This window comes from Desemzia sp. FAM 23988 (assembly GCF_045528365.1).
Lineage (GTDB): Bacteria > Bacillota > Bacilli > Lactobacillales > Carnobacteriaceae > Desemzia.
The window spans coordinates 111,592-133,155 of record NZ_JBGQQS010000007.1; the positions used below are offsets into that span (position 1 = coordinate 111,592).

Here is a 21,564-nt window from a genome sequence, read left to right on the forward strand (position 1 = left end):
TATCATACCATAAAATGAGCGCCTTCATACCAAATTTACGACAGAAGGAATGTGATTTATGCCTCTTATTCGACTCGCAGGACTGCTCCGTTGTGCTCGATCTCCACTGATTCTCCTTCAAGCAATTTATATTCTGTTCCGTCAGGCGTGATGGTTACTTGGAAAAAGCTCGAATGATACTGGATATGGAACGAGATTTTTTGCCAGTGTTTCGGCAAATGCGGTGAAAAATGCAGCTTGTCTTCATATAACCGCATCCCGGCAAATCCATGAACCATACTCAACCAAGTTCCACCCATATTGGCAGCATGAATACCATCCCTAGTGTTGGCTTGCAGATCGGTGATGTCCATTAAAGCTGTATCCATAAAATAATGGTACGCCCGTTCTGGATCACCGATTTCGCTAGCCATGATACCGAAGATCGAACGAGACAAGGAAGAATCATGGGTCGTGATTTTTTCATAATAGTAATAGTCCCGTCTTTTCTGCTCTACATCGAATTCCCATGAAAATAAAAATTGAGCCAAAACTGTATCGGCTTGTTTGTTGACTTGATACCGGAAAATAGCCAATGGATGATAATACATCAGTAAAGGATGATGCTCTTTAGGCGTCTTTTCCAAGTCCCATGGTTGTTTACTGAGAAAGTTGTCGTCTTGCTTGGTCAATTGAAGATTTTCCTCATATGGAAGATACATCGCTTCAGCTGCTTTTGACCATTCTTCCAGTTCCCGCCATTCAAAACCGACTACTTCCAAGGCGTTAGAAGTTTTTTCTTTGCCTGAGGACAACACTTCCAGTACGGCCTCTACTGCATACTCTAAATTGTGTTTCACTAGAAGATTGGTATAAAAGTTGTTATTTACCAATGTAGTGTATTCATCTGGACCGGTGACTCCATTGAGCACAAACCGGTTTTTATTTAACGCGTCATATTGTCCAAAGGCTGTCCAAAAACGTGCCGTCTCAATCAAGATCTCTAAGCCTTCATTAAACGCAAACTCTTTGTCTCCGGTTGCTTTGATATAAGTGTATACAGCGTGAGCAATATCGGCGTTGATATGGAATTGAGCTGTTCCCGCTGGGTAGTAAACACTGGCTTCTAATCCATTGATGGTACGCCAAGGAAACAGCGCCCCTTGTTGGACAGACAGCTCCTTCGCACGGACTCTGGCGGCAGGCAATATCGAGTGGCGATACAATAAAAGTTGTTTAGCGATCTCAGGTTGGGTGTAGATAAAAAACGGCAGCATGTACATTTCCGTGTCCCAGAAGTAATGTCCATCATACCCTGGACCTGTCAGCCCTTTAGCAGAGATGCTGGTTTTGCCATCTCGACCTGCTGCTTGGTGCAAATGGAACAAATTGAACCGCAAACCTTTTTGCAGCTGTTCATCCCCTTCAATGATAACATCACTTTTCTGCCAAAAGTCGCTCATCATTTTTATATGCTCTTCTTTTACTGTCTCATATCCTTTACTCAGTGCTGCCTTCAATAAACTACGGACATGTTTAAGTTGTTTTGGCGTTTTGTTATCTTCTAGGTAAGGCCTGCTGTATGCAGCATAGCGATTCCATGTAACTGTTTTGCCTTTTTCAGGACTGCAGCTCCAACTCTCTGTCAACCCTATACGGACGTATTCTGTTTCTATTTCGTCCACTTGTGTCCTAGTCCCCACGATTGCGTCCATTCCGCTGGCAGGAGTGTTGATATGCAGCAGCGGGAAAGATTCTTCACTCAGTTGTTCACTCGCAAATAAACGTGTTGTTAATTTGCGTACCCGAGGGTCTTTCTTCTCGTCTTCCGTTTTCCTATGGCTGATATCCTTTAAATCGTCCAGCACCATTTCAAACATCAAATCAACATTTTCTGTCAGCGGCGTGATTTTCACTTGCTGCACAAACAGCTCTGGAACATCATAGGAAACAAAATGTTCTGTGACGACACTGACTTTATCGTTGTGCTCGTTTTCCCAAGTAAAGCTGCGGGTCAGTACGCCTTTTTGCATGTCCAGTACTCGCTTATGCTCACTCGTTTTTCCGCGTTCCAAATTAAACCATTCTCTATTCACTGAAAATCGAATTTGTTTGGCATTAGGCAGAGGCGTGATAATTTGATGGTTGGTAGCAAATCCATAAGCCCATTCCGAGTAATCAATAGGGGTCGTTTCATAAAATCCATTCATATAAGTTCCTTCGTTCCACACGTAATCGGGAACGAACTTTCCTTCTTCCAAACTGCCTCTAGTACCGATATGCCCGTTGGATAATGAAAACAAGGTCTCATTGTGTCGGATAAAAGAGGGGTCAATTCCTGTTTCAACCAACTGCCACGGGGTGCCGTTTTCCAATAATTTCCGCATCAAGTCCAGCCTCCTTTTGATATGCTGTATCCGGTCTCATTTCGGTCATGGTACTCCTTATCAGAAAAGGTCTGCAACTCTTACGCCTTCTAGATGGAGACAATTGCTCAAGTTACTGATGTCTAAATCTAAATTAACCTCTCTAAGGTTCTACAACATTTGGCGTTTGTAAGTAAAAAACACGCTTCTTTTTAATGCAAAAACAGGAAACACTGTTTACGTACTCTTAGTTTGTTCTCCACTGCGTTGCGCATAACGTATCCGTATATCTCTCAGGCTCACAACGTCTTCGGTAACGTTACAAGATTGGAGACATGGTTTTTGGCACCTAAGCGGTCACATGGCTTTCCACAAGCAACCCCGTAGACCGGAGGAAATTTCCTTATTAAAGCTAGAAGATGAAAATTCAAAAAAAGCCGAACCAACACTTATGTTGACCCGACCTATAGTGAATTTGTTTTATTTAGTTGATGGGAATCTTTGTTCAAATAATGGGCTCACTGATTTGTTTTCGTGGATACGTTTGATCGCATCTCCCATTAATTCACTGACGCTGATTTGAACGATTTTGTCGCTCTTTGTTTCTTCAGTCAATTGGATAGAGTCTGTCACAATCACTTTTTTCAAAGCGGATGCTTCGATGCGTTCGATCGCTGGACCGGATAAAACCGGGTGTGTACAACATGCATAAACTTCTGTCGCACCCGCATCTTCTAAAGCTTGAGCAGCTAAAGTGATTGTTCCAGCAGTATCAATCATGTCATCGATCAAAATACATTTCTTGCCTTCAACGTTGCCGATAATATTCATTACTTCTGCTACATTTGCTTTAGGACGACGTTTGTCGATAATCGCAATTGGAGCTTTCAGGAATTCAGCTAATTTACGTGCACGAGTAACTCCACCATGATCTGGTGAAACAACTACTGTGTCTTCATTAGCAATACCGTTGTCTAAGAAATAGTTAGCTAATAGTGGAGCGCCTAATAAATGATCCACTGGCATATCAAAGAATCCTTGAATTTGAGCAGCATGTAAATCCAGTGTTAAGATACGATCTGCACCAGCTCTAGTAATCATGTTCGCAACTAGTTTAGATGTGATCGGTTCTCTCGAACGGGCTTTACGGTCTTGACGAGCATATCCATAGTAAGGAATAACAATGTTAACCGTTTTTACACTTGCACGTTTTAAAGCATCAATCATGATCAACAATTCCATTATATTATCATTTACTGGACTCGAAGTTGATTGAATGATGTAAACATGATCTCCACGGATACTTTCTTCAATATTGATTCTAATTTCTCCGTCACTAAACTGATTTACTGAAATTTTCCCCAGTTCAACACCAACAACTTTAGCGATTTTTTCAGCTAAAGGCTTGTTTGAGTTTAAGGCAAAGATTTTTAACTTCGGATCGAAATATTGTTCGGACATTTGTGGGCCTCCACTTTCTTTTTTAACGTATCTTTTCGTCAAACTAATGTTAGCCATTTTCCGCCAAGAAATCAAGCCTTATTGTCGATTTTGCTTATTTTTGAGGCATTTTTTTATAATAATCTAATTTGTTTACTTGTCGAGCACGTGCAATTGCCAAAGATTCACTTGGAACATCTTCAGTAATGGTAGATCCCGCAGCAACATACACGTTTTCTTCGACCGTTACCGGCGCAATCAAATTCGTGTTGCAGCCAATAAATACATTGTCGCCAATCGTTACGCGGTGTTTATTCGCTCCATCGTAATTCACAAAGACTGTTCCGCAACCGATATTAATGTTTTTGCCTAAATCAGCTTCCCCAACATACGTTAAGTGACCAACTTTTGTATTTTCATCAATATTGGCATTTTTCACTTCGACAAAGTTTCCAATGTGCACATCTTTTCCGATCACACTATTTGGACGCAAATGACTGTACGGTCCAATATTGCTGTCTGAAGCCATCACAGAATCTTCAATGTTGCTGCTGGTTACGCGAACACGGTCGCCGATTTTGCTGTCACAGATTTCTGAATTCGCGCCGATAAAGCAGTCTTCACCAATAACCGTATTCCCTTTCAGTACCACGCCCGCTTCAACGATGGTATCTGAACCAATCACCACGTCGCTGTCAATGTACGTCGCTTCCGGGTTCACAAATGTAACCCCATTGCGCATGTGTTTTTCATTGATGCGTTCACGCATCATACGTGTTGCTTCCGCTAAAGCCACGCGATCGTTTACCCCTAAAGACTCTGCTTCTTTTTCCATTTGGTAAGCTCCAACAATCTCACCTTTATCTTTCAAGATTTCAATCACGTCTGGAAGATAGTATTCACCTTGTGAGTTGTCATTTCCTACTTGGTTCAACGCTTCAAATAATAAAGCATTGTCAAAGCAGTACGTTCCTGTATTGATTTCTTGAACAGCCGCTTCCTCTGGAGATGCATCTTTTTGTTCCACAATTTTTTCAACTGCGCCAGATGCGCTGCGAATCACGCGTCCGTAACCAGTTGGGTCGTCTGCATGCGCCGTTAAAATAGTCGCTTTCGCCCCTTGTTCTTGGTGATGAGCAAATAGACCATTTAACGTTTCAGCCGTCAATAAAGGTGTATCTCCACAAATCACTAAAACCGTGCCTTCTTTTCCGCTCAGTAAAGATTCAGCTTGTAAAACGGCGTGTCCAGTTCCTAGTTGCTCTGCTTGCATCGCGTATTCAGAACGTTCGCCTAAGTATTCTTGAACTTTTTCAGCTCCGACTCCTACTATAGAGACGATTTTATCTGCTCCAGCAGCTTCCACTTGGTCTACCACGTGGCCTACCATAGGCTTACCTGCTACCGGGTGCAATACTTTATACAATTTCGATTTCATTCTGGTTCCTTGTCCAGCCGCTAATACCACTGCAAATCGTTGTGTCATGTTTAAACTCCTCATGTTTTTCTTTTTTTTAAGTTAATTAGTTGTCATAAGTTACTTTCTTAAGCTGTTTTTATAATAGCTCAATAATGGCTAGTTTTCAAGGAAGGCTCTGACATTCATTTACCGACCCCTTTTGCTCGTCAAAAGTTTGCCATTTTTTTCTTACCGAGAATTTAATTTGAAAGTACGTAGAATCTTACCAACTAGACCAATTTTTTGTCATTCTATGTAGGGTAAAGAAATAATCAAATTAGGCTTTGCAATCCTCTCTCAACTGACATAGACTGAAAGAAAAAGGAACAGGTGAAAATTATGACTACTCAATCGGAACACTATTGGATCAACCATCTAGCATTAGAACCGCACTCAGAAGGCGGATTTTTCAAGCAAGTTTACCGCAGTGATGAATCCAGCACTATATGGGATGATCGCACACGTCCTTATTACACTAGTATTTACTTTCTGCTTAATCAAGCCAGCCCGTCTCATTTCCACCGTTTGAAATCGGACGAAATCTGGTATTACCACACAGGCGAGGCGCTGACTGTTCATATGATCCACCCCGACGGCAAGTATGAAGCGGTCAAATTAGGCTTGGCGATCGACCAAGGAGAAGTGCTGCAGTACGCAGTCCCAAAAGATACGATTTTCGGCTCCAGTGTGGAATCCGCTGAACCGGACGCTTTTTCTTTAGTCAGCTGCATGGTCTCCCCTGGATTCGAGTACCACGACTTTGAATTGTTCACCCAAGCCGAACTCATTAAAGACTACCCAACCCATGAAACGATCATCCGCAAATTAGCCTTTGAAACCTTGCCGGAATAGTAAAAAAATGAGGTTTAAATAATTGTTGGCTCTGCTATTTTATTCCATTAGTCAAATAGAGCTCTGAAGTCCGAAGCAATGATGATATGCGAGGAAAGTGGGCTTTATCTGACTTGTGGCAAGTAATTTAGAACTCAAAAGTCAGATAAACAGATTAAACCTGACTTACGCCTCTTATTTCCAGCACGACAAGTCAAGTAAGGAAGCATTACCTGACTTGTGGCAATTATTTTGGTACCCACAAGTCAGGTAACCGACGATAAGCATCCTTATAAGCACTCAGATCCTTTCAAGAAGGAGATTTTTCGCCCTGCGAAAAATTTTTTATTCAAACAGGGGTTGATTTACGTAGAAATGAAGCTCTGAGCATCATATGAGAAGCGCTCGCAATTTTTATCCGACTTGTGGTGAGTAGTCTGATGCTCACAAGTCAGGTAAAAGGGATAAACCTGACTTACGGCCTTAATTTTCAGTCCCACAAGTCAGGAAAAGGAGAGTTATCTGACTTGTGGCAATTATTTTGAACCTCACAAGTCAGAAATCGACTATAAACCTCCTCAAAGTACTCAGAATAGAGCATTCTAATTGATTTTAATCCTATTGAATCAACTTTTCATCCAAGCAAGTAATGAAGTAGAAAAAGAACCCACCTGCTGCTGAATTTGTTCAGCAGGTGGGTTCTTTTTGCGAGGCTTGTCTGTTTGGAAAAAATACCAAACAGGCTGCCTTGTGAGATAATAGGAAGTCTAAACGGTTTACTTCACTCTCTCAAAGTAGTTTCCTGGTTTTACTCGGATCGATTTGTTGCGGACATCTACTTCATCTACATGCAGCAATGACGTGTAGTCCTCTACCATCCGGTTTCCTTGGAAACTGGATTCGGCAAATACGGTAATACCGACTAATTCAGCTTCGAATTCTTCGATCAAGCTTCTCATCCCGTTGACGGTTCCGCCGCCTTTCATGAAATCATCCACGACTAGAACTCTGGAACCTCTCTTCAAGCTGCGTTTTGACAACTCCATCTTTTCTACTCGATTAGATGAACCTGAAACGTAGTTGATACTGACGGTGGAGCCTTCTGTAATTTTTGAATCACGTCGCACCATGACAAACGGAACATTTAAGTAAGTCGAAACAGCTTGTGCGATCGGTACTCCTTTTGTAGCCACCGTCATAACGGCATCTACTTTTTGATCCAGATATTGTGTCGCAATAATCTTACCGATTTTTTGCAGGACAGCCGGTTCACCCAGCATATCAGATAAATATACATATCCGCCTGGCAATAATCGGTCTACTTCAGATAAGCGCTCACACATTTGCGCAATAAATTCTTCTGTTTCTTCTGAGGAAATCTTAGGGATATAACGCACACCACCTGCAGCTCCTGCTATGGTTTCTAGAATACCTATTCCTCTGTCTTTAAACGTTTTTTTTATAATGGTCAAGTCTTCACTAATCGATGATTTAGCGGAGTCGTATCGGTCAGCAAAAAAAGTTAAAGAAACAAGGGTATGCGGTCGTTCTAATAAGTAACGCGTCATATCGATCAATCGTTCACTTCTTTTTACTTTCATTATAGCACCTCTCTTTCTTAGTCTGCTTCCTCATTGAAGGGTTCTTCTCTATTATACGCATTTATATAAAAAATAGGTAGTAAATTAGTGTGAAAATGATAAAAATGTTCGCCTTTCACACAACTTTCACATCTTTTTTTCTTAAATTTTCGTATTCCTCTCAAAACATTATTCGGATTTCCATTTTTGGCAAATAAAAAACGCCTACCGCTGAAAAGCAGTACACGATTTTATTTGAGGAAAGTTGCTTATGAACCTTTTTTACGCATGGCAGTTCCTACTTGATTCACTATAGAGATGAGAATGAAAATAGCGATAAAGACTAAGGCGATCGTAGCTCCTGCTGGCGTTCCGGCATAGTAAGATACCGACAGCCCGGAGAACATCCCAACAATACCGATCACGATACCAACTAAGATCACGTAATTAAAGTGTTTGCTCAAACGCATGGCAATAGCTGCAGGCAGAATAATAATAGCCGAAACCAGTAATGAACCTGCGATCGGCATAATAACCGCAATCGCTACCCCTACCAATACATTAAAGCAAACCGACATCAGGCGCACGGGAAGCCCAGTGGTAAAAGCCGTATCTTCATCAAACGTCAGCACGTACATGGGCTTGCGGAAAACGAAGTACATCACGACTGTGATCACACATAGTGCAGCTAAAATTTGAACTTGCTGCGGACTGATCGTCACGATCGAGCCAAATAAAAACTGGTCGATGCTGGTATTGGTCCCGCCATCTACAAAACTCATCAACACTAACGCTAATGCTAAACCACCGGACATCAAAATCGCCAGCGAAACTTCTGAGTAAGACTTGAATTCCAGTCTTAAGTATTCTAATATGATCGCCACCACGATCACAACAAACATAGTCGTTAACGTTGGATTTAAATTCAGCAAAAATCCTAATGCGATTCCGACTAAAGACACGTGCGACAGTGTATCAGCCATTAAGGACTGTCGGCGCAGAATCAAAAAAAAGCCTAAGATCGGTGCAATAATAGCGATTAAGAGTGAAGCTTGGAAGGCTCTTTGCATGAATCCATAGAAAAACATCTCCACGGCGAATCCTCCTTCCGAACAAGATGAATATGGCGGTCAGCATATTGTTTGATATCCTCATGATCATGAGTCACCATCAAGATCCCTTTGCCATGAAATTCACTATTGTGTTTTAACAATTCATAAAATTGCGTACGAGATTCAATGTCCATTCCCGTTGTCGGTTCATCTAAAATAAATAGATCCGGGTCCGTCGCAAATATCCGCGCCAATGAGATGCGCTGCTTCTGCCCGCCAGAAAGATCGCCGACTTTTTTATCGCGCTGATCCCACATCCCAACAGACTCTAGCGCTCGTTTGACATGAACATGATCTTCTTTATCCAGTCTCTTGAACCATTTGCCGCGTTGGTAACGGCCCGACTGTACCAGCTCCAATACTGTACTTGGGAAACCGGCATTGTATGAAGCCACTTGTTGAGGAATGTATCCCAAGGCTAACTTTTCATTGCGCGTATTGACGGGAGAAATCTTAGCAAAGCCAGTCGACGGCTTCAATAAGCCCAATATGTTACGCAATAAAGTAGATTTGGCAGCTCCGTTTTCACCTGTCAAGATCACAAACTCTCCTGCATCAACGGTGAAATCGATATTCTGCAAAACCGGCTCGTCTTCATAATGAAAAGACAAGTTTTCTACTTCAATATAGTGCATCATTTTCCCTTCTTTCTTTCTCTAGGATCTCATTTGCTACTGGATGCTTAATTTCAAAGCTTCCAAATTATTTCGCATCGCTTGTAGATAATCCACTCCAGCTTCTTGATCCGCTTCCGTGACTCCTTCGATTGGATCCAGCACAGCTAATTGTGTATTTGTCTCATTAGCCAACGTTTCTGAAATAGCGGATGAAGTCGTTTTGCCAAAGTAAATGTATTCAACATTTTGCGTATTGATAAAATTAGACATCTCCGTTAATTCAGACGGACTTGGTTCTGCATCTGTCGACAATCCTGAGATCGCTACTTGGTGTAAATCATAACGGTCCGCCAAATAAGCAAACGCTGCATGCTGTGTCACAAACGTACGGTTTTCAGCGGTTTCAAATGCTGCTGCATACTCTTCATCCAATTGTTGCAATTCCGTTTGGAAAGCTGTTGCGTTTTCTTCATACAGTGCTTCATTTGCAGAGTCAGCTTCGATCAAGCCTTCTTTGATGTTCGTGACTTCTTCTTGAGCCAGAACCGGATCCAGCCAAATGTGAGGGTCGACTTCATGCGAATGCCCTTCTTCTGCTTCATGATCGTGGTCCTGTTCTTCTTCCTCAGTGTGAGACCCTTCCAACAATTCGATTCCCTCACTGGCATTTACGATGACCACATCAGTCGTGTCGATGCTTTCTAAAATACTGGGAACCCAGGTTTCCATTTCTTCACTATTGTAGACGAACACATCAGCTTCTTGAATTTGCGCCACATCTTTAGCACTTGGTTCAAATCCATGCGTGTCTGACCCTGATGGCACTAGGATCGACACATCTGCATTGTCCAGAGCTACTTGTTTGGTAAAATCATACATCGGGTAAAACGTCGTCACCACTTGAAGCTTGTCTTCTTCTGCCGGTGCACCAGATTCTTCCGTTGTCGGCGCTGTACAAGCTGCTAAAAAAAACACTAAGCCGGAAACGGCACTTATTGATAGCCATTTATGTAATTTTCTCATATTCATTACCTCCAAATTAAGATCTTTTTTGAGTGTATTTTTATAGGTTTAGATTCAGGATTTCAAATCTTGGGTTTAGTTCCGATGCTCAGATTACAATTTCCATAAATCGTAACTGTTACTATTTACGAATCCTTAAGTAGCTTATCACTATCAAACCACTACGTCAACAAAAAAATAAGAGCGTTGCGAAAGTCAGATTTCCGCAACTCGTCTAGAGCGGAGAAAGTCGTTCAGCTCAACATATGTTCACTTCTAAGAAAGCTTGTTTGTTTCGTTTCGTTTCGTTTGGAGTTATTTGGCACTTGTGAAGGTACTAAGTGCACTTTAGTTGTTGTCTCAGAACCATTCATCTTTTTTTAATACTATATAGTACTTAAACACCTTTTTTGTACCATATCTCTCTGTTCGAAAGCACTATATAGTACTTAAACACCCTCTTTGTACCATATCTCTCTTTTTGAAAGCACTATATGGTACTTAAACACCTTTTTTGTACCATATCTCTCTGTTCGAAAGCACTATATGGTACTTAAACACCTTTTTTGTACCATATCACGCTGTTTGAAAATACTATATAGTACTTAAACACCCTCTTTGTACCATATCTCTCTTTTTGAAAACACTATATGGTACTTAAACACCTTTTTTTGTACTATATCTCTTTGTTCGAAAGCACTATATAGTACTTAAACACCTCTTTTGTACCATATCACGCTGTTTGAAAATACTATATAGTACTCAAGCACCCTCTTTGTACCATATCTCTCTTTTTGAAAGCACTATATAGTATTTAAATACCCTCTTAGTACCATATCACACCGTTTAAAAACACTATTTAGCTCCTCACCAACTTAGTCACAGCCGTCACCTCAAAAACCACCAACTAACTCAACATTTTTCATCGGCAAAAAAATAGAGCTAGAGTTACCTAGCCCCTTATCAACAGTATCTAGTTTAAGTGGTTCGTTTGCGTCGGTTGAAGCGTGTGACCCCTCTGACAATACGGTAAACTGCTGATGCGCCCATGATTCCGGCAGCAATACTAACAGCTGTTGCTAATGTATTCAAGCCCATTTCAGTAAACAACGTCAACTCCCCATTTAATGCATAACTCATCGTATAATATAGTCCTCGTCCTGGAACGAATGGGATGATACCTGGTGAAAGGAAAACAGTCACCGGTGTTTTTAGAATTGGCGCCAGAAATTCCGAGTACCATGTAACAAAAGCCGCTGCGAAAAAGTACTGGATCATTTCATTCGGGTGGACGATTCCGATGCCTATATAAATTCCCCACGAAATCATGCCTCCAAATCCAGCCAGGATAACTTTTTTCCCACGAATGTTGTACAACAATGCAAAAGCGACTGAACAGAAAAAGGACGCTATGATTTGTATGATCTCTTCCATTTATATCAGCCCTCCCATGAGCAAAGTCGCCAAACTAAAGCCAGAAGCGATTGAAACAGCTGCGACGAAGGCTTCACTCAGCCTCAATAATCCAGAAATGGTTCCCCACTGATAATATCTTTGACGGCATTGGTCAGCGCCAGCCCAGGAATCAATAACATGATATTTCCAATGATGATGTGGTCCACATTTGTGCCAAATCCAAGATTGACCGTCAAGATGGTCACAATACCGACTACAAATGAACAAAATAGATTGGTAATAACAGTATTTTTATCGACCTTTTTGATAAAACTGATCATCCACTTCAGCAGCATGGCCACTAAGGCGGAAACAATTGTATCCCCAACATTTCCGCCGAAAAAGACGGTGAAGGAGGATGCGACCAACGCATAGATGAAGTATTGATGGCTAGTAGAATACACTCCGATTAAATCGATTTGCTCAATTTCATGCTCTATCTTTTCCAAGCTGGGTTGTTGGTTCACGATAACGCGGGATAAGTGGTTCAAGCGATCCAATTTGTTCAAATCTGTTACATAAGACCTGATTCTTCTGGTTTGCGTATACAATTCGCCGTCCAACATTCTCACTGTCAGTATAATACTAGAGGTGATCGTCAACACGTTTACTCGTTTGGCTCCGTATGCACTGCACATTCTAGTGATGGAATCTTCTACTCGATTCACTTCCGCTCCACTGATCAGCATTTGTTCCCCAATATCCAAAACAAAGTTAATCAATTCTTTAGTCTTCATGTTTAATTCTCCAATCTATCCAGTGATGATGACCAAATCGCTTATCCAGAATCAGTATAACTCCAATCAATGAATTTTTAAGCTTTAAAGGGTCGACTACTTCAAGGTTCTTACCAAATATACTTCATTACAGAAGCCCTTGAGTCCATTAAACACGCGTTGCGCACGTGAATACTTTTGGCATAGTCCATATATTGTAGGACCTGTTCCGCTCATTAATGCCGTATCTGCTCCAAACTGAAGCATCTTTTGTTTGATTTGCTCGATTTTAGGCTGCTTATGCATGGAGATATTTTCTAAAGCATTGCCTAAATGATCGGCCATCGTTGAATAATCCATGCAGTCGATTGCATTTAAAATGCTCTCCGTATCTGGATGGGCTAGTTTATCTACATCCAATCCTTCGAATACTGTCCATGAGGAGATTCCTCTGCGTGGTTTCACTAGAACTACCCAACATTGTGGAACTTCTTCCAGTGGCTTGATTTTCTCTCCTCGACCATAGGCATATGCAGAACCGCCATAGATGCAAAAAGGGACATCTGAGCCGATTTGCGCACCTAGCTCTGCCAATTCGTCCAAATCAAGTCCGATGTTCCATAACCGATTCAGTCCTCTAAGCGTTGCAGCAGCGTCACTGCTTCCGCCGCCTAAACCAGCAGCAATCGGGATGTTTTTTTCAATATAAATGTGCACCCCTTGACGGATATTAAATTGTTTCTTCAATAACATAGCTGAACGATAAGCTATATTCCGTTCGTCTAAAGGCAAAAAACCGTTGTTGCTTTCAATTAAAATACGGTTCTCTTCCAATAAAGTCAACGTTAAGCGATCCGCTAAATCAATCGAAGTCATGACCAATTCCATTTCATGGTAGCCATCATCTCGTTTATGAAGGACATCTAAACTTAAATTGATCTTCGCCGGCGCTTTTTCTTCCACAATCTCCATCTTCCAGTTCCTCCTTTCGCACTTTTCTTTTACTTCTCTGTAAAATATAGTAGCTGAAAAAAGCTGATTTGAAAAGGAAGAGTTTGTAATCTCATGAAAAGTTCATCAAAAAGCGCAGAATTTTGCCATTTCTGAATCAAAGCAGAGTTATCTTAGATTTAGTTCCTTTTTTGAAGTCAGAAGCTTGCAAGCCTTGAGATACGATTACGGGCTCAACTCCTTGATGAAAAGTATGCTTTGAACATCAAGGGCAAAACTGCCTTGATGAAGAATGAGCTTTGAACATCAAGAGTAAAACTGCCTTGATGAAGAATGAGCTCTGAACATCAAGAGTAAAACCGCCTTGATGAAGAATGAGCTTTGAACATCAAGAGCAAAATCTCCTTGATGAAGAATGAGCTCTGAACATCAAGAGTAAAACTGCCTTGATGAAGAATGAGCTCTGAACATCAAGAGTAAAACCGCCTTGATGAAGAATGAGCTCTGAACATCAAGAGTAAAACCGTCTTGATGAAGAATGAGCTTTGAACATCAAGGGCAAAACCGCCTTGATGAAAAATGAGCTTTGAACATCAAGAGTAAAACCGTCTTGATGAAGAATGAGCTCTGAACATCAAGAGCAAAACCGTCTTGATGAAGAATGAGCTTTGAACATCAAGGACAAAACTGCCTTGATGAAGAATGAGCTCTGAACATCAAGAGCAAAACCGCCTTGATGAAGAATGAGCTCTGAACATCAAGGGCAAAACTGCCTTGATGAATAAAATCGAGTTACTCATCAAAAAAAGCCTCTTTCACATGGAATAAAGTACACATCTGAAAGAATACGTTGACCTTATCAAAGAATACGCTACATTTCTTACCTCAACTTATAGAATTAAACACCAGGATTTACCCCAGCAACCAACCCATAGGTCATAGGTCAGAGGAAACTTTTTTACCAACGCTAGAAGACAAAAACTCCTAAATCCATACAAAAAAAGAGCTAAACCATTTTATTAGTGGCTCAGCTCTTTGCATTTACTATTCATTTTTTAAGCGTATTGTACGACTTCATCTTCTAAAAATTCAACTTCTACAGCATGAGTCAATACGTCCGTGTAACTATAAGATACACGTTCAAAAGCATTTTCTTCTTGGTCTAATTCTATCACAAATACGGAATGATAAGTATCTCTTAAAATACCTTTTCTTTCTGTCTTTCTCTTACGACCAGTTTGCGCGGTCACCATAATCTTCTTACCTAATCGACAATCTAAGCTTTCTTTAATGCTTCCCAATGTTATTGGCATTCAGATTCACCTCACCTAATAGCTTTATTATAACACAATTAGGCAAACTTTTGAAGTGTATCATAGAAATTTCTTTTGCACAACTAATATTATTCTCATAATAAAGCGTTACAAAAACCTTTAAATCAGGCATTTCGCTTTTTTGTTTACACAATCTTAATCTTCTTTTAACACTTTTTCATCCAAAGCATCAGCTAATTTGCCAAACTCGACAATCGATATCGTTTCTCCGCGGCGCTTAGGGTCAATGCCTGCTGCTTCTAGTCCTTTGGTCAATTCTGCTTTCACTTCATCTGTTTTTCCATAACGGATCAGCAGATTATTCCAGATCGTTTTTCGGCGTTGCACAAATGCCGCCCGAACCAATTTGAAAAAGAGTTCTTCATTTTTCACTTCTGCCACTGGAGTGTCTCTGCGCGTTAATTTAAGAATAGCTGAATCCACGTTGGGCTGCGGTACGAAGACCGTTTTTGGCACAATAAAGGCTATTTCAGCTTCCATGTAATATTGAATCGCAATGGACAGTGAGCCGTAAGCTTTGCTGCCAGGAGCCGCTGTAATACGGTCTGCCACTTCTTTCTGCATCATAATGACCAAGCCATCGATTCTCATTTCCGACTCTAAAAAGTGCATAATGATCGGTGTTGTGATGTAGTAAGGCAAGTTGGCTACGACCATCAAGCGTTCATCCAAGTCGATCGTCTCTGCCAACACTTCTTTCAAATGAGCTTTCAGCACATCTTGGTGAACAACACGGATGTTGTCATACGGACTAAGCGTGTCTTCCAAGACAGGGATCAATCGGTCATCAATCTCAAACGCTACAACTTGCTTGCTGCTGCGGGCGACATATTCCGTTAAAGCCCCTATACCCGGCCCAACTTCGATGACATTCGTATTCTCATCTAATCCAGCGGCTTTGACGATATTGGCCAAAATATTGGGTTCGACGATAAAGTTTTGCCCCAGACTTTTCTTTAGGGAAAAACCATGCTTCTGTAAAATTTCTTTTGTTCTGCTCGGAGTTGCAATATCTTTAAGATTCATTCCGCTTTTCCTCCATTATGGTATTCATTGTCTCAATCAATGTCTCAGGTTTGATTTGGAACATCTGCAATCGTTTCTGCAATTGTTTGCCATTCGTGTAGCCAATATTCAAGGCGTCTCCTACCAGTTTACGATAGTGACTGGCATTTGGTCCACTTGTTAATCCCAGCTCAAACAGCAGTTCTCTCGGAATCAATCGCTTTTGTTCGATTGTTTGCGTATAGGCTTTTGCTAAAGCGGCTTGAATACTTTCTGGTGCTGCATGCTCGATCCCTAAACTGCCTTTGTGTTTCGGCCGAGCTTCATCAACCGTTAAAAAAGCATGTTTTACTCCAGGAATCGCTTGAGAAATCGTTTTGCGAATCTTCTCTCCTGGATAATCGGGATCGGTAAAGACGATAACACCGCGATCGATTTGTGCTTTTTCAATCAACGCCAAGGTCTGGTCATTAATGGCAGAGCCGTTCGTCTCGATCGTGTCGGCAATCACCGATTCTTGGATGCGTCGCGTATCGTCTCTGCCCTCTACCACAATGATTTCTTTTATTTTTTTCATGCGTCCAACCCAAACAAGCGATTGGCATTGGCAGTCGTTTGCTGTCCCACTTCTTCATATGTGATACCGCGTTGTTTTGCGACTTCTTCCGCCACGTATTTCACGTAAGCCGGTTCATTTCGCTTTCCGCGGAACGGCATCGGAGCCAAGTAAGGCGCATCCGTTTCAATCAGCAATTTATCAAATGGAACAGCTTTAGCTACTTCGCGGACTTCAGGTGCATTTTTAAAGGTCACGACCCCACTCAGTGAAATGTGCATACCCAGATCTAGAAAACGTTCCATCCAGTCCGTGCTCTCACCAAAACTGTGCATGATGCCGCCGATATCTTCGATGTGCTCTTCTTTCAAGATTTTGTAGACATCTTCTGTCGCCTCGCGATTGTGGATGCTGACGGGGAGTTTCAATTCTTTAGCGACTCTAATTTGACGACGGAAAGCTTCAAATTGCTCTTCTTTCGTTGAATCTGGCCAGTGGTAATCCAGCCCCATTTCTCCCATCGCCACTATTTTGGGCAATTGCAATTGGTGGTACAATTTTTCTTCGATTGCATCGGTATACGAGTGGCTTTCGGTCGGATGCCAGCCAACGATACTGTAAATATGATCGTATTCTTGGCTTAAAGCCAACGATTTATCGATGGTCGGCGTATCAAATCCCACTACAGCCATACGAGTCACATCATGTTCAGCCGCTTTTTTTAGGGTCTCTGGGATATCATCACTGAATTGTTCGGCATTTAAATGCGTATGTGTATCAAATAACATATTGGTGTTCATTTCCTTTCAAATAGAATTTAACGCAAAAGAAGGGCTGGGACAACTGATCCCATCCCTTCTTTTGAAGTGTTTAATTTTTGTATATTCAGATTGACGGCAAACATTGCGGCTTTTGCTGACGGAGAAGAGCCGCCATTTAGTTTTTACGTTCCCTAATCACGTTCAAATCTTGAAAAAGGGAACACAAAACAAGTTTGCGTTACTATTTATGTGCATTATGGAAGAAAAAGGAACGTAAATCCATTTTGCGTGCCCTTTTCACCTAAAATCTCTCAAAAAAGATACGCAAATGTCCCATCACTCACCTTGTTGCACTCTCTAAGCTACTTCTGATCCATTTGGTGCTTCAATTGGTGCTTCGATGATTTTCAGTTCGCCGTCTTTTTCAGCGGATAGGATCATGCCTTGGCTGATTTCGCCGCGCATTTTGCGTGGTTTCAAGTTGGCAACGATGATCACTTTTTTACCAATCAACGCTTCTGGGTCTGGATACCATTGTGCAATTCCCGATAGGATTTGGCGGTGTCCTTTGTCTCCAGCGTCTAAGCGGAATTTCAAAAGTTTGTCGGCTCCTTCAACTTTAGAGCATTCAATGACTTCTGCTACTTTCAATTCTACTTTTTCAAAGGCATCAAATTTGATCTCTTTATCTTTGATGGAAACCAATTCTGTTTCTTCCGGGTTCCATTCAGCTGCAGCTTCTTCCTCTTCGATAACAGGAGTACCGCCAGCCATTTGTTCTTTGATGTAGTTGACTTCTTCTTCTGTATCTAGACGAGGGAAGATCGGCTCACCTTTAGCGACCACTTGTGTTTCAGCTTGGAAATCACCAAATGCAACGGTTTCCCATGTTCCTGCCGCTTCAACATCCATACCCAATTGCGTGAAGATCGCTTTTGGAGAATGCGTCATAAATGGTTGCAGCAATACCGCTGAAACGCGTAAGCTTTCTGCCAAATGAACCATGATGTTAGACAATTCAGCTGTTTTACTGTCGTCTTTCGCTAATTTCCAAGGCTCTGTCTCATCAATATATTTGTTCGCACGAGAGATCAATGTCCAAATATGGTTCAAGGCGCTTCCGAACTGCATATTGTCCATCTCAACTTGGTAGTCTGCTACCACTTTATCCGCAAGAGCTTTTAACTCGTTGTCGAACGCTGTTTGCGCACCGCTGTAAGCAGGTAATTTACCGCCCAGATATTTATTGATCATCGCAACTGTACGGTTCAATAGGTTTCCTAAGTCATTGGCTAGGTCATAATTGATACGAGAAACGTAATCTTCTGGTGTAAAGACCCCGTCGCTGCCAAATGGCACTTCGCGCATCAAGTAGTAGCGTAATGAGTCCAAGCCGTAACGCTCAACCAACATTTCTGGGTAGACAACATTTCCTTTAGATTTAGACATTTTACCATCTTTCATCAATAACCAGCCATGGCCAAAGACTTTTTTCGGCAATGGCAAATCAAGCGCCATCAACATAATTGGCCAGTAAATCGTGTGGAAACGAACGATTTCTTTTCCAACCATGTGCACATCAGCCGGCCAGAATTTGTTGAACAATGAGTCATCTTCTGTTCCGTAACCCATCGCTGTGATGTAGTTTGCCAAAGCATCGATCCACACATAAACTACATGTTTCGGATTGCTTGGAACTTGAATTCCCCAGCTGAAAGTCGTTCGTGAAACAGCTAAATCTTCCAAACCTGGTTTGATAAAGTTGTTGATCATTTCATTTTTACGTGATTCGGGTTGAATAAAATCAGGATGATCTTCGTAATATTTCAATAAACGATCTGCGTATTTGCTCATCTTGAAGAAGTAAGATTCTTCTTTGACCAATTCAACAGGGTGGCCGCTGTCAGGCGATTTCCCGCCAATGACGTTGCCGTCAGCATCGCGTTCGACATCTTCTAATTGAGTCTCTGTATAGAATGTTTCGTCCGGTACAGAATACCAGCCTTCGTATTCATCCAAATAAATATCGCCTTGCTCTAAGAAACGTTCAAAAATAGCTGCTACCACTTTTTCGTGTGTCGGATCAGTAGTACGAATAAATTTGTCGTTGCTGATTTCTAACATTTCCCACAATTTTTGCATTCCTTCAGCCATACCGTCTACGTATTCTTGAGGAGAAATGTTCAATTCTTGAGCTTTTTGCTCGATTTTTTGCCCGTGTTCGTCGCTTCCTGTCAAATAAAAGACGTCAAAACCTTTCATTCTCTTGTAGCGAGCCATAACGTCACTAGCAATCGTTGTATACGCATTTCCAATATGCAATTTTCCACTTGGATAATAAATAGGGGTCGTAATATAAAATGTTTCTTTATCTGCCACGTGAGTACCTCCTTATATTCAATCACTTTGTTAGCATTTCAATGTTAAATTCAGTCATTTTCCAAAAAATCATTCTTGGATAGTATACCACAAAACAGGCTGTTTACGCGACTTGTTCTTTAGAATAGACTTACCCGTTCAGCAAATTCCCCCTCACTTAGCGCTAACAAATGTGTAGTAGGAGATTTTTGTTTTGTTGTTATTTAAAAACCCTATTTTCAAAACAGTTTAGATTGTCATATATGACAAGATCCAAGCTTTAAAGGTTGAAACTGCTATACTTATTTTAAGGGGAGGAACTTACATATGAAAAGAAATTTGGTAGTTGGTTTACTGCAGTTTTTGGTGGTAGGTTTGTTTTTAGCAGGTTGCTCTAGTGATGAAGCAACCAATGATACTTGGCACTCTATTGCAGAGGAAGAAGGTGTAATTCTTCAAGCCACAGATCCAGTTACGTTGCTATTCTCTGAAAATGGGATAGAAGCAGATTACAGCTATTGGGATCCGTCGCTAATCATTGATTTTCCATTTGAAAGCGGGGAAGTTTACGCGGACTATGAAGTTATTCGAGAAGACGACAAGGTGACTATTCAAGTAGGCGAAGAGATACAATACAAGTTAACTATCGTAGGAGATCGATTGTTCAGGGATGAGGACAATGCCTTACTTTTTAAAACGGATAGTTTCCTTGTAGGGTATGAATTCAGTGAAGAATAACTAAACAACATGAAAAAGGGTTAACCGCCAATCAAGGTAATTGCGCTACAAAATTGGAGTTTATCATTTAATAGCAGATACTTGTGATGCGAGAGCAAGTATATTTAATATAAAAAAAGGATTTTACTACTTTATTAAGTAGCAGAATCCTTTTTTTGATACGATTGATTTACCTATATTGAGTATGTAAGATAACAATTTGGTCGACTAAGACTTCGAGAAATACTTATTTTTTAGCATTACGTTTCTTTATGTACAACTCAGTAATGCCTCCAAATATAAGTATAAAGATCATTCTACCGGTTGTTCTTGTTAAATCATCCGGTAATAACCTAGCAAAAAGAATGTCATATAACAATACCGATAGAGCAATCATAATACCTATTAATAGTGCTGCTTTATTTCTAGGCATATAAATAAAATTCACCTTTCATAAAAAAATAACAAACAGCATTTCTTAATTATAAAGAAAAATTATCCAATTGAAAAAAATTTCTCTGTAAACTAGAAATTTCAGATACATGAAATTGCTTAAAATAGTGTATCTAAAACCTTGAATTAATAAGGTTATTTTTTCGGTTCAAAAAGTTACCAACTCTATTCTAGAATTATTTATCGTCAATTTGATCGACAGGGATTCCTGGCATTCCTAGAATTCCAATGACAACTAACGAAACGATCCAAAGAATAAATTTCCATTTACTTTCTTTGTTTTTTTTCACTATATCTCCCCTCCTTTTTTCTTAAATCGATTTGAATTAAATCCGTAATAATGACACAATAAGGACATAGAATATAAAAAAGGAGATGGATAGGATGGGAAATGAGTCGAAACGACTTGTACATGATTTATATAATAACCTTGTTCAGTCTAATACAGGCGAAGAAATGGAAGACATTAAAGAAGTTCTATTGAAAGTATATAAAAGACTTAATGACTCTAAGGAAAATCCTCCTCTGATTAATCGTCTAATCAATTTCATTTATTTTAAAGCCTTTACTGAAAAAATAACATTTAGTGAAGAGCAAGATGAACTAATTAGACAATTAAGTGGAATTGGGCAAAAAGCTGGTTTGAACGGTTCTTATCGAGCTAACTATGGAGATAAATCACAGTTCTGAAAGACACATGAAAGTACATAATGCCTACTGAACAATTGGGCTAATTTGAAATGGTGAAAAGTTCAATAGAACTAAACAGCTTTTTTTCCGATTTTTCAGTTGTCCAAAAAAAGAGCGCAAGCGATTGCGATTAATGTTATCTACATTCATCGCAATGACGGATAAGGCAATCGTAGTCAAGG

General features: G+C 40.6%; 18 protein-coding genes. 3 read left to right on the top strand and 15 right to left on the bottom strand.

Going from position 1 to position 21,564, the window contains the following annotated elements; translation table 11 throughout:
• Positions 1-65: 65 nt before the first annotated feature.
• The 3 genes from ACEN4L_RS05920 to glmU form a co-directional block, all read right to left on the bottom strand.
• Positions 66-2,366, bottom strand: coding sequence for a glycoside hydrolase family 65 protein (locus ACEN4L_RS05920; protein ID WP_407096230.1), 2,301 nt, complete (start codon positions 2,364-2,366; stop codon positions 66-68).
• Between the two features lie 459 nt (positions 2,367-2,825).
• Entirely contained in the window at positions 2,826-3,806 is a 981-nt protein-coding gene (locus tag ACEN4L_RS05925; protein ID WP_407096229.1) for a ribose-phosphate diphosphokinase, read from the bottom strand.
• Positions 3,807-3,900: 94 nt separating this feature from the next.
• The gene (glmU, locus tag ACEN4L_RS05930) at positions 3,901-5,271 is read right to left on the bottom strand and encodes a bifunctional UDP-N-acetylglucosamine diphosphorylase/glucosamine-1-phosphate N-acetyltransferase GlmU (protein WP_407096228.1); all 1,371 of its coding nucleotides are present in this window, start codon (positions 5,269-5,271) and stop codon (positions 3,901-3,903) included.
• A 312-nt stretch (positions 5,272-5,583) separates the two neighbouring features.
• Between glmU and ACEN4L_RS05935 the strand changes: the two genes are divergently transcribed.
• Positions 5,584-6,096, top strand: coding sequence for a cupin domain-containing protein (locus tag ACEN4L_RS05935; protein WP_407096227.1), 513 nt, complete (start codon positions 5,584-5,586; stop codon positions 6,094-6,096).
• A 755-nt stretch (positions 6,097-6,851) separates the two neighbouring features.
• On the opposite strand, the gene purR is transcribed toward ACEN4L_RS05935, so the two are convergent.
• From purR to metG, 12 genes are all read right to left on the bottom strand, one after another.
• Complete coding sequence (gene purR / locus ACEN4L_RS05940) at positions 6,852-7,676, bottom strand: pur operon repressor (protein WP_407096226.1); 825 nt, start codon at positions 7,674-7,676, stop codon at positions 6,852-6,854.
• A 248-nt stretch (positions 7,677-7,924) separates the two neighbouring features.
• Positions 7,925-8,749: a metal ABC transporter permease gene (locus ACEN4L_RS05945; RefSeq protein ID WP_407096225.1), complete on the bottom strand. Its 825-nt coding sequence runs from the start codon at positions 8,747-8,749 to the stop codon at positions 7,925-7,927.
• A complete protein-coding gene (locus ACEN4L_RS05950; RefSeq protein ID WP_407096224.1) occupies positions 8,695-9,402 on the bottom strand; it encodes a metal ABC transporter ATP-binding protein in 708 nt (235 codons plus the stop codon). Before ACEN4L_RS05950 ends, ACEN4L_RS05945 begins: the two co-directional genes overlap by 55 nt.
• A gap of 36 nt (positions 9,403-9,438) precedes the next feature.
• Positions 9,439-10,407 (bottom strand): metal ABC transporter substrate-binding protein, encoded by a 969-nt coding sequence (locus ACEN4L_RS05955; RefSeq protein WP_407096223.1) that lies wholly within the window; start codon positions 10,405-10,407, stop codon positions 9,439-9,441.
• A gap of 957 nt (positions 10,408-11,364) precedes the next feature.
• A complete protein-coding gene (locus tag ACEN4L_RS05960; protein WP_407096222.1) occupies positions 11,365-11,820 on the bottom strand; it encodes a threonine/serine exporter family protein in 456 nt (151 codons plus the stop codon).
• 83 nt (positions 11,821-11,903) lie between these two features.
• The gene (locus tag ACEN4L_RS05965) at positions 11,904-12,578 is read right to left on the bottom strand and encodes a threonine/serine exporter ThrE family protein (protein WP_407096221.1); all 675 of its coding nucleotides are present in this window, start codon (positions 12,576-12,578) and stop codon (positions 11,904-11,906) included.
• Between the two features lie 96 nt (positions 12,579-12,674).
• Entirely contained in the window at positions 12,675-13,529 is an 855-nt protein-coding gene (ispE, locus tag ACEN4L_RS05970; protein ID WP_407096220.1) for a 4-(cytidine 5'-diphospho)-2-C-methyl-D-erythritol kinase, read from the bottom strand.
• Between the two features lie 1,034 nt (positions 13,530-14,563).
• On the bottom strand, positions 14,564-14,821 hold the full coding sequence (locus ACEN4L_RS05975; RefSeq protein WP_407096219.1) for a Veg family protein: 258 nt from the start codon (positions 14,819-14,821) through the stop codon (positions 14,564-14,566).
• A 156-nt stretch (positions 14,822-14,977) separates the two neighbouring features.
• Positions 14,978-15,868, bottom strand: a complete 891-nt coding sequence (gene rsmA / locus ACEN4L_RS05980) for a 16S rRNA (adenine(1518)-N(6)/adenine(1519)-N(6))-dimethyltransferase RsmA (RefSeq protein WP_407096218.1) — start codon at positions 15,866-15,868, stop codon at positions 14,978-14,980.
• Entirely contained in the window at positions 15,858-16,424 is a 567-nt protein-coding gene (rnmV, locus tag ACEN4L_RS05985) for a ribonuclease M5 (protein ID WP_407096217.1), read from the bottom strand. Before rnmV ends, rsmA begins: the two co-directional genes overlap by 11 nt.
• Positions 16,421-17,191, bottom strand: a complete 771-nt coding sequence (locus tag ACEN4L_RS05990; RefSeq protein ID WP_407096216.1) for a TatD family hydrolase — start codon at positions 17,189-17,191, stop codon at positions 16,421-16,423. The genes rnmV and ACEN4L_RS05990 overlap by 4 nt, the downstream gene beginning before the upstream one ends.
• A gap of 330 nt (positions 17,192-17,521) precedes the next feature.
• The gene (gene metG, locus ACEN4L_RS05995) at positions 17,522-19,543 is read right to left on the bottom strand and encodes a methionine--tRNA ligase (protein ID WP_407096215.1); all 2,022 of its coding nucleotides are present in this window, start codon (positions 19,541-19,543) and stop codon (positions 17,522-17,524) included.
• A 306-nt stretch (positions 19,544-19,849) separates the two neighbouring features.
• On the opposite strand from metG, the gene ACEN4L_RS06000 reads away from it, so the two are divergent.
• Both ACEN4L_RS06000 and ACEN4L_RS06005 read left to right on the top strand, forming a co-directional pair.
• Positions 19,850-20,260 carry a hypothetical protein gene (locus ACEN4L_RS06000; protein ID WP_407096214.1) on the top strand — a complete coding sequence of 137 codons (411 nt, stop codon included), beginning with the start codon at positions 19,850-19,852 and terminating at the stop codon, positions 20,258-20,260.
• A gap of 816 nt (positions 20,261-21,076) precedes the next feature.
• Positions 21,077-21,382 (top strand): bacteriocin immunity protein, encoded by a 306-nt coding sequence (locus tag ACEN4L_RS06005; RefSeq protein ID WP_407096213.1) that lies wholly within the window; start codon positions 21,077-21,079, stop codon positions 21,380-21,382.
• Positions 21,383-21,564: the final 182 nt, after the last annotated feature.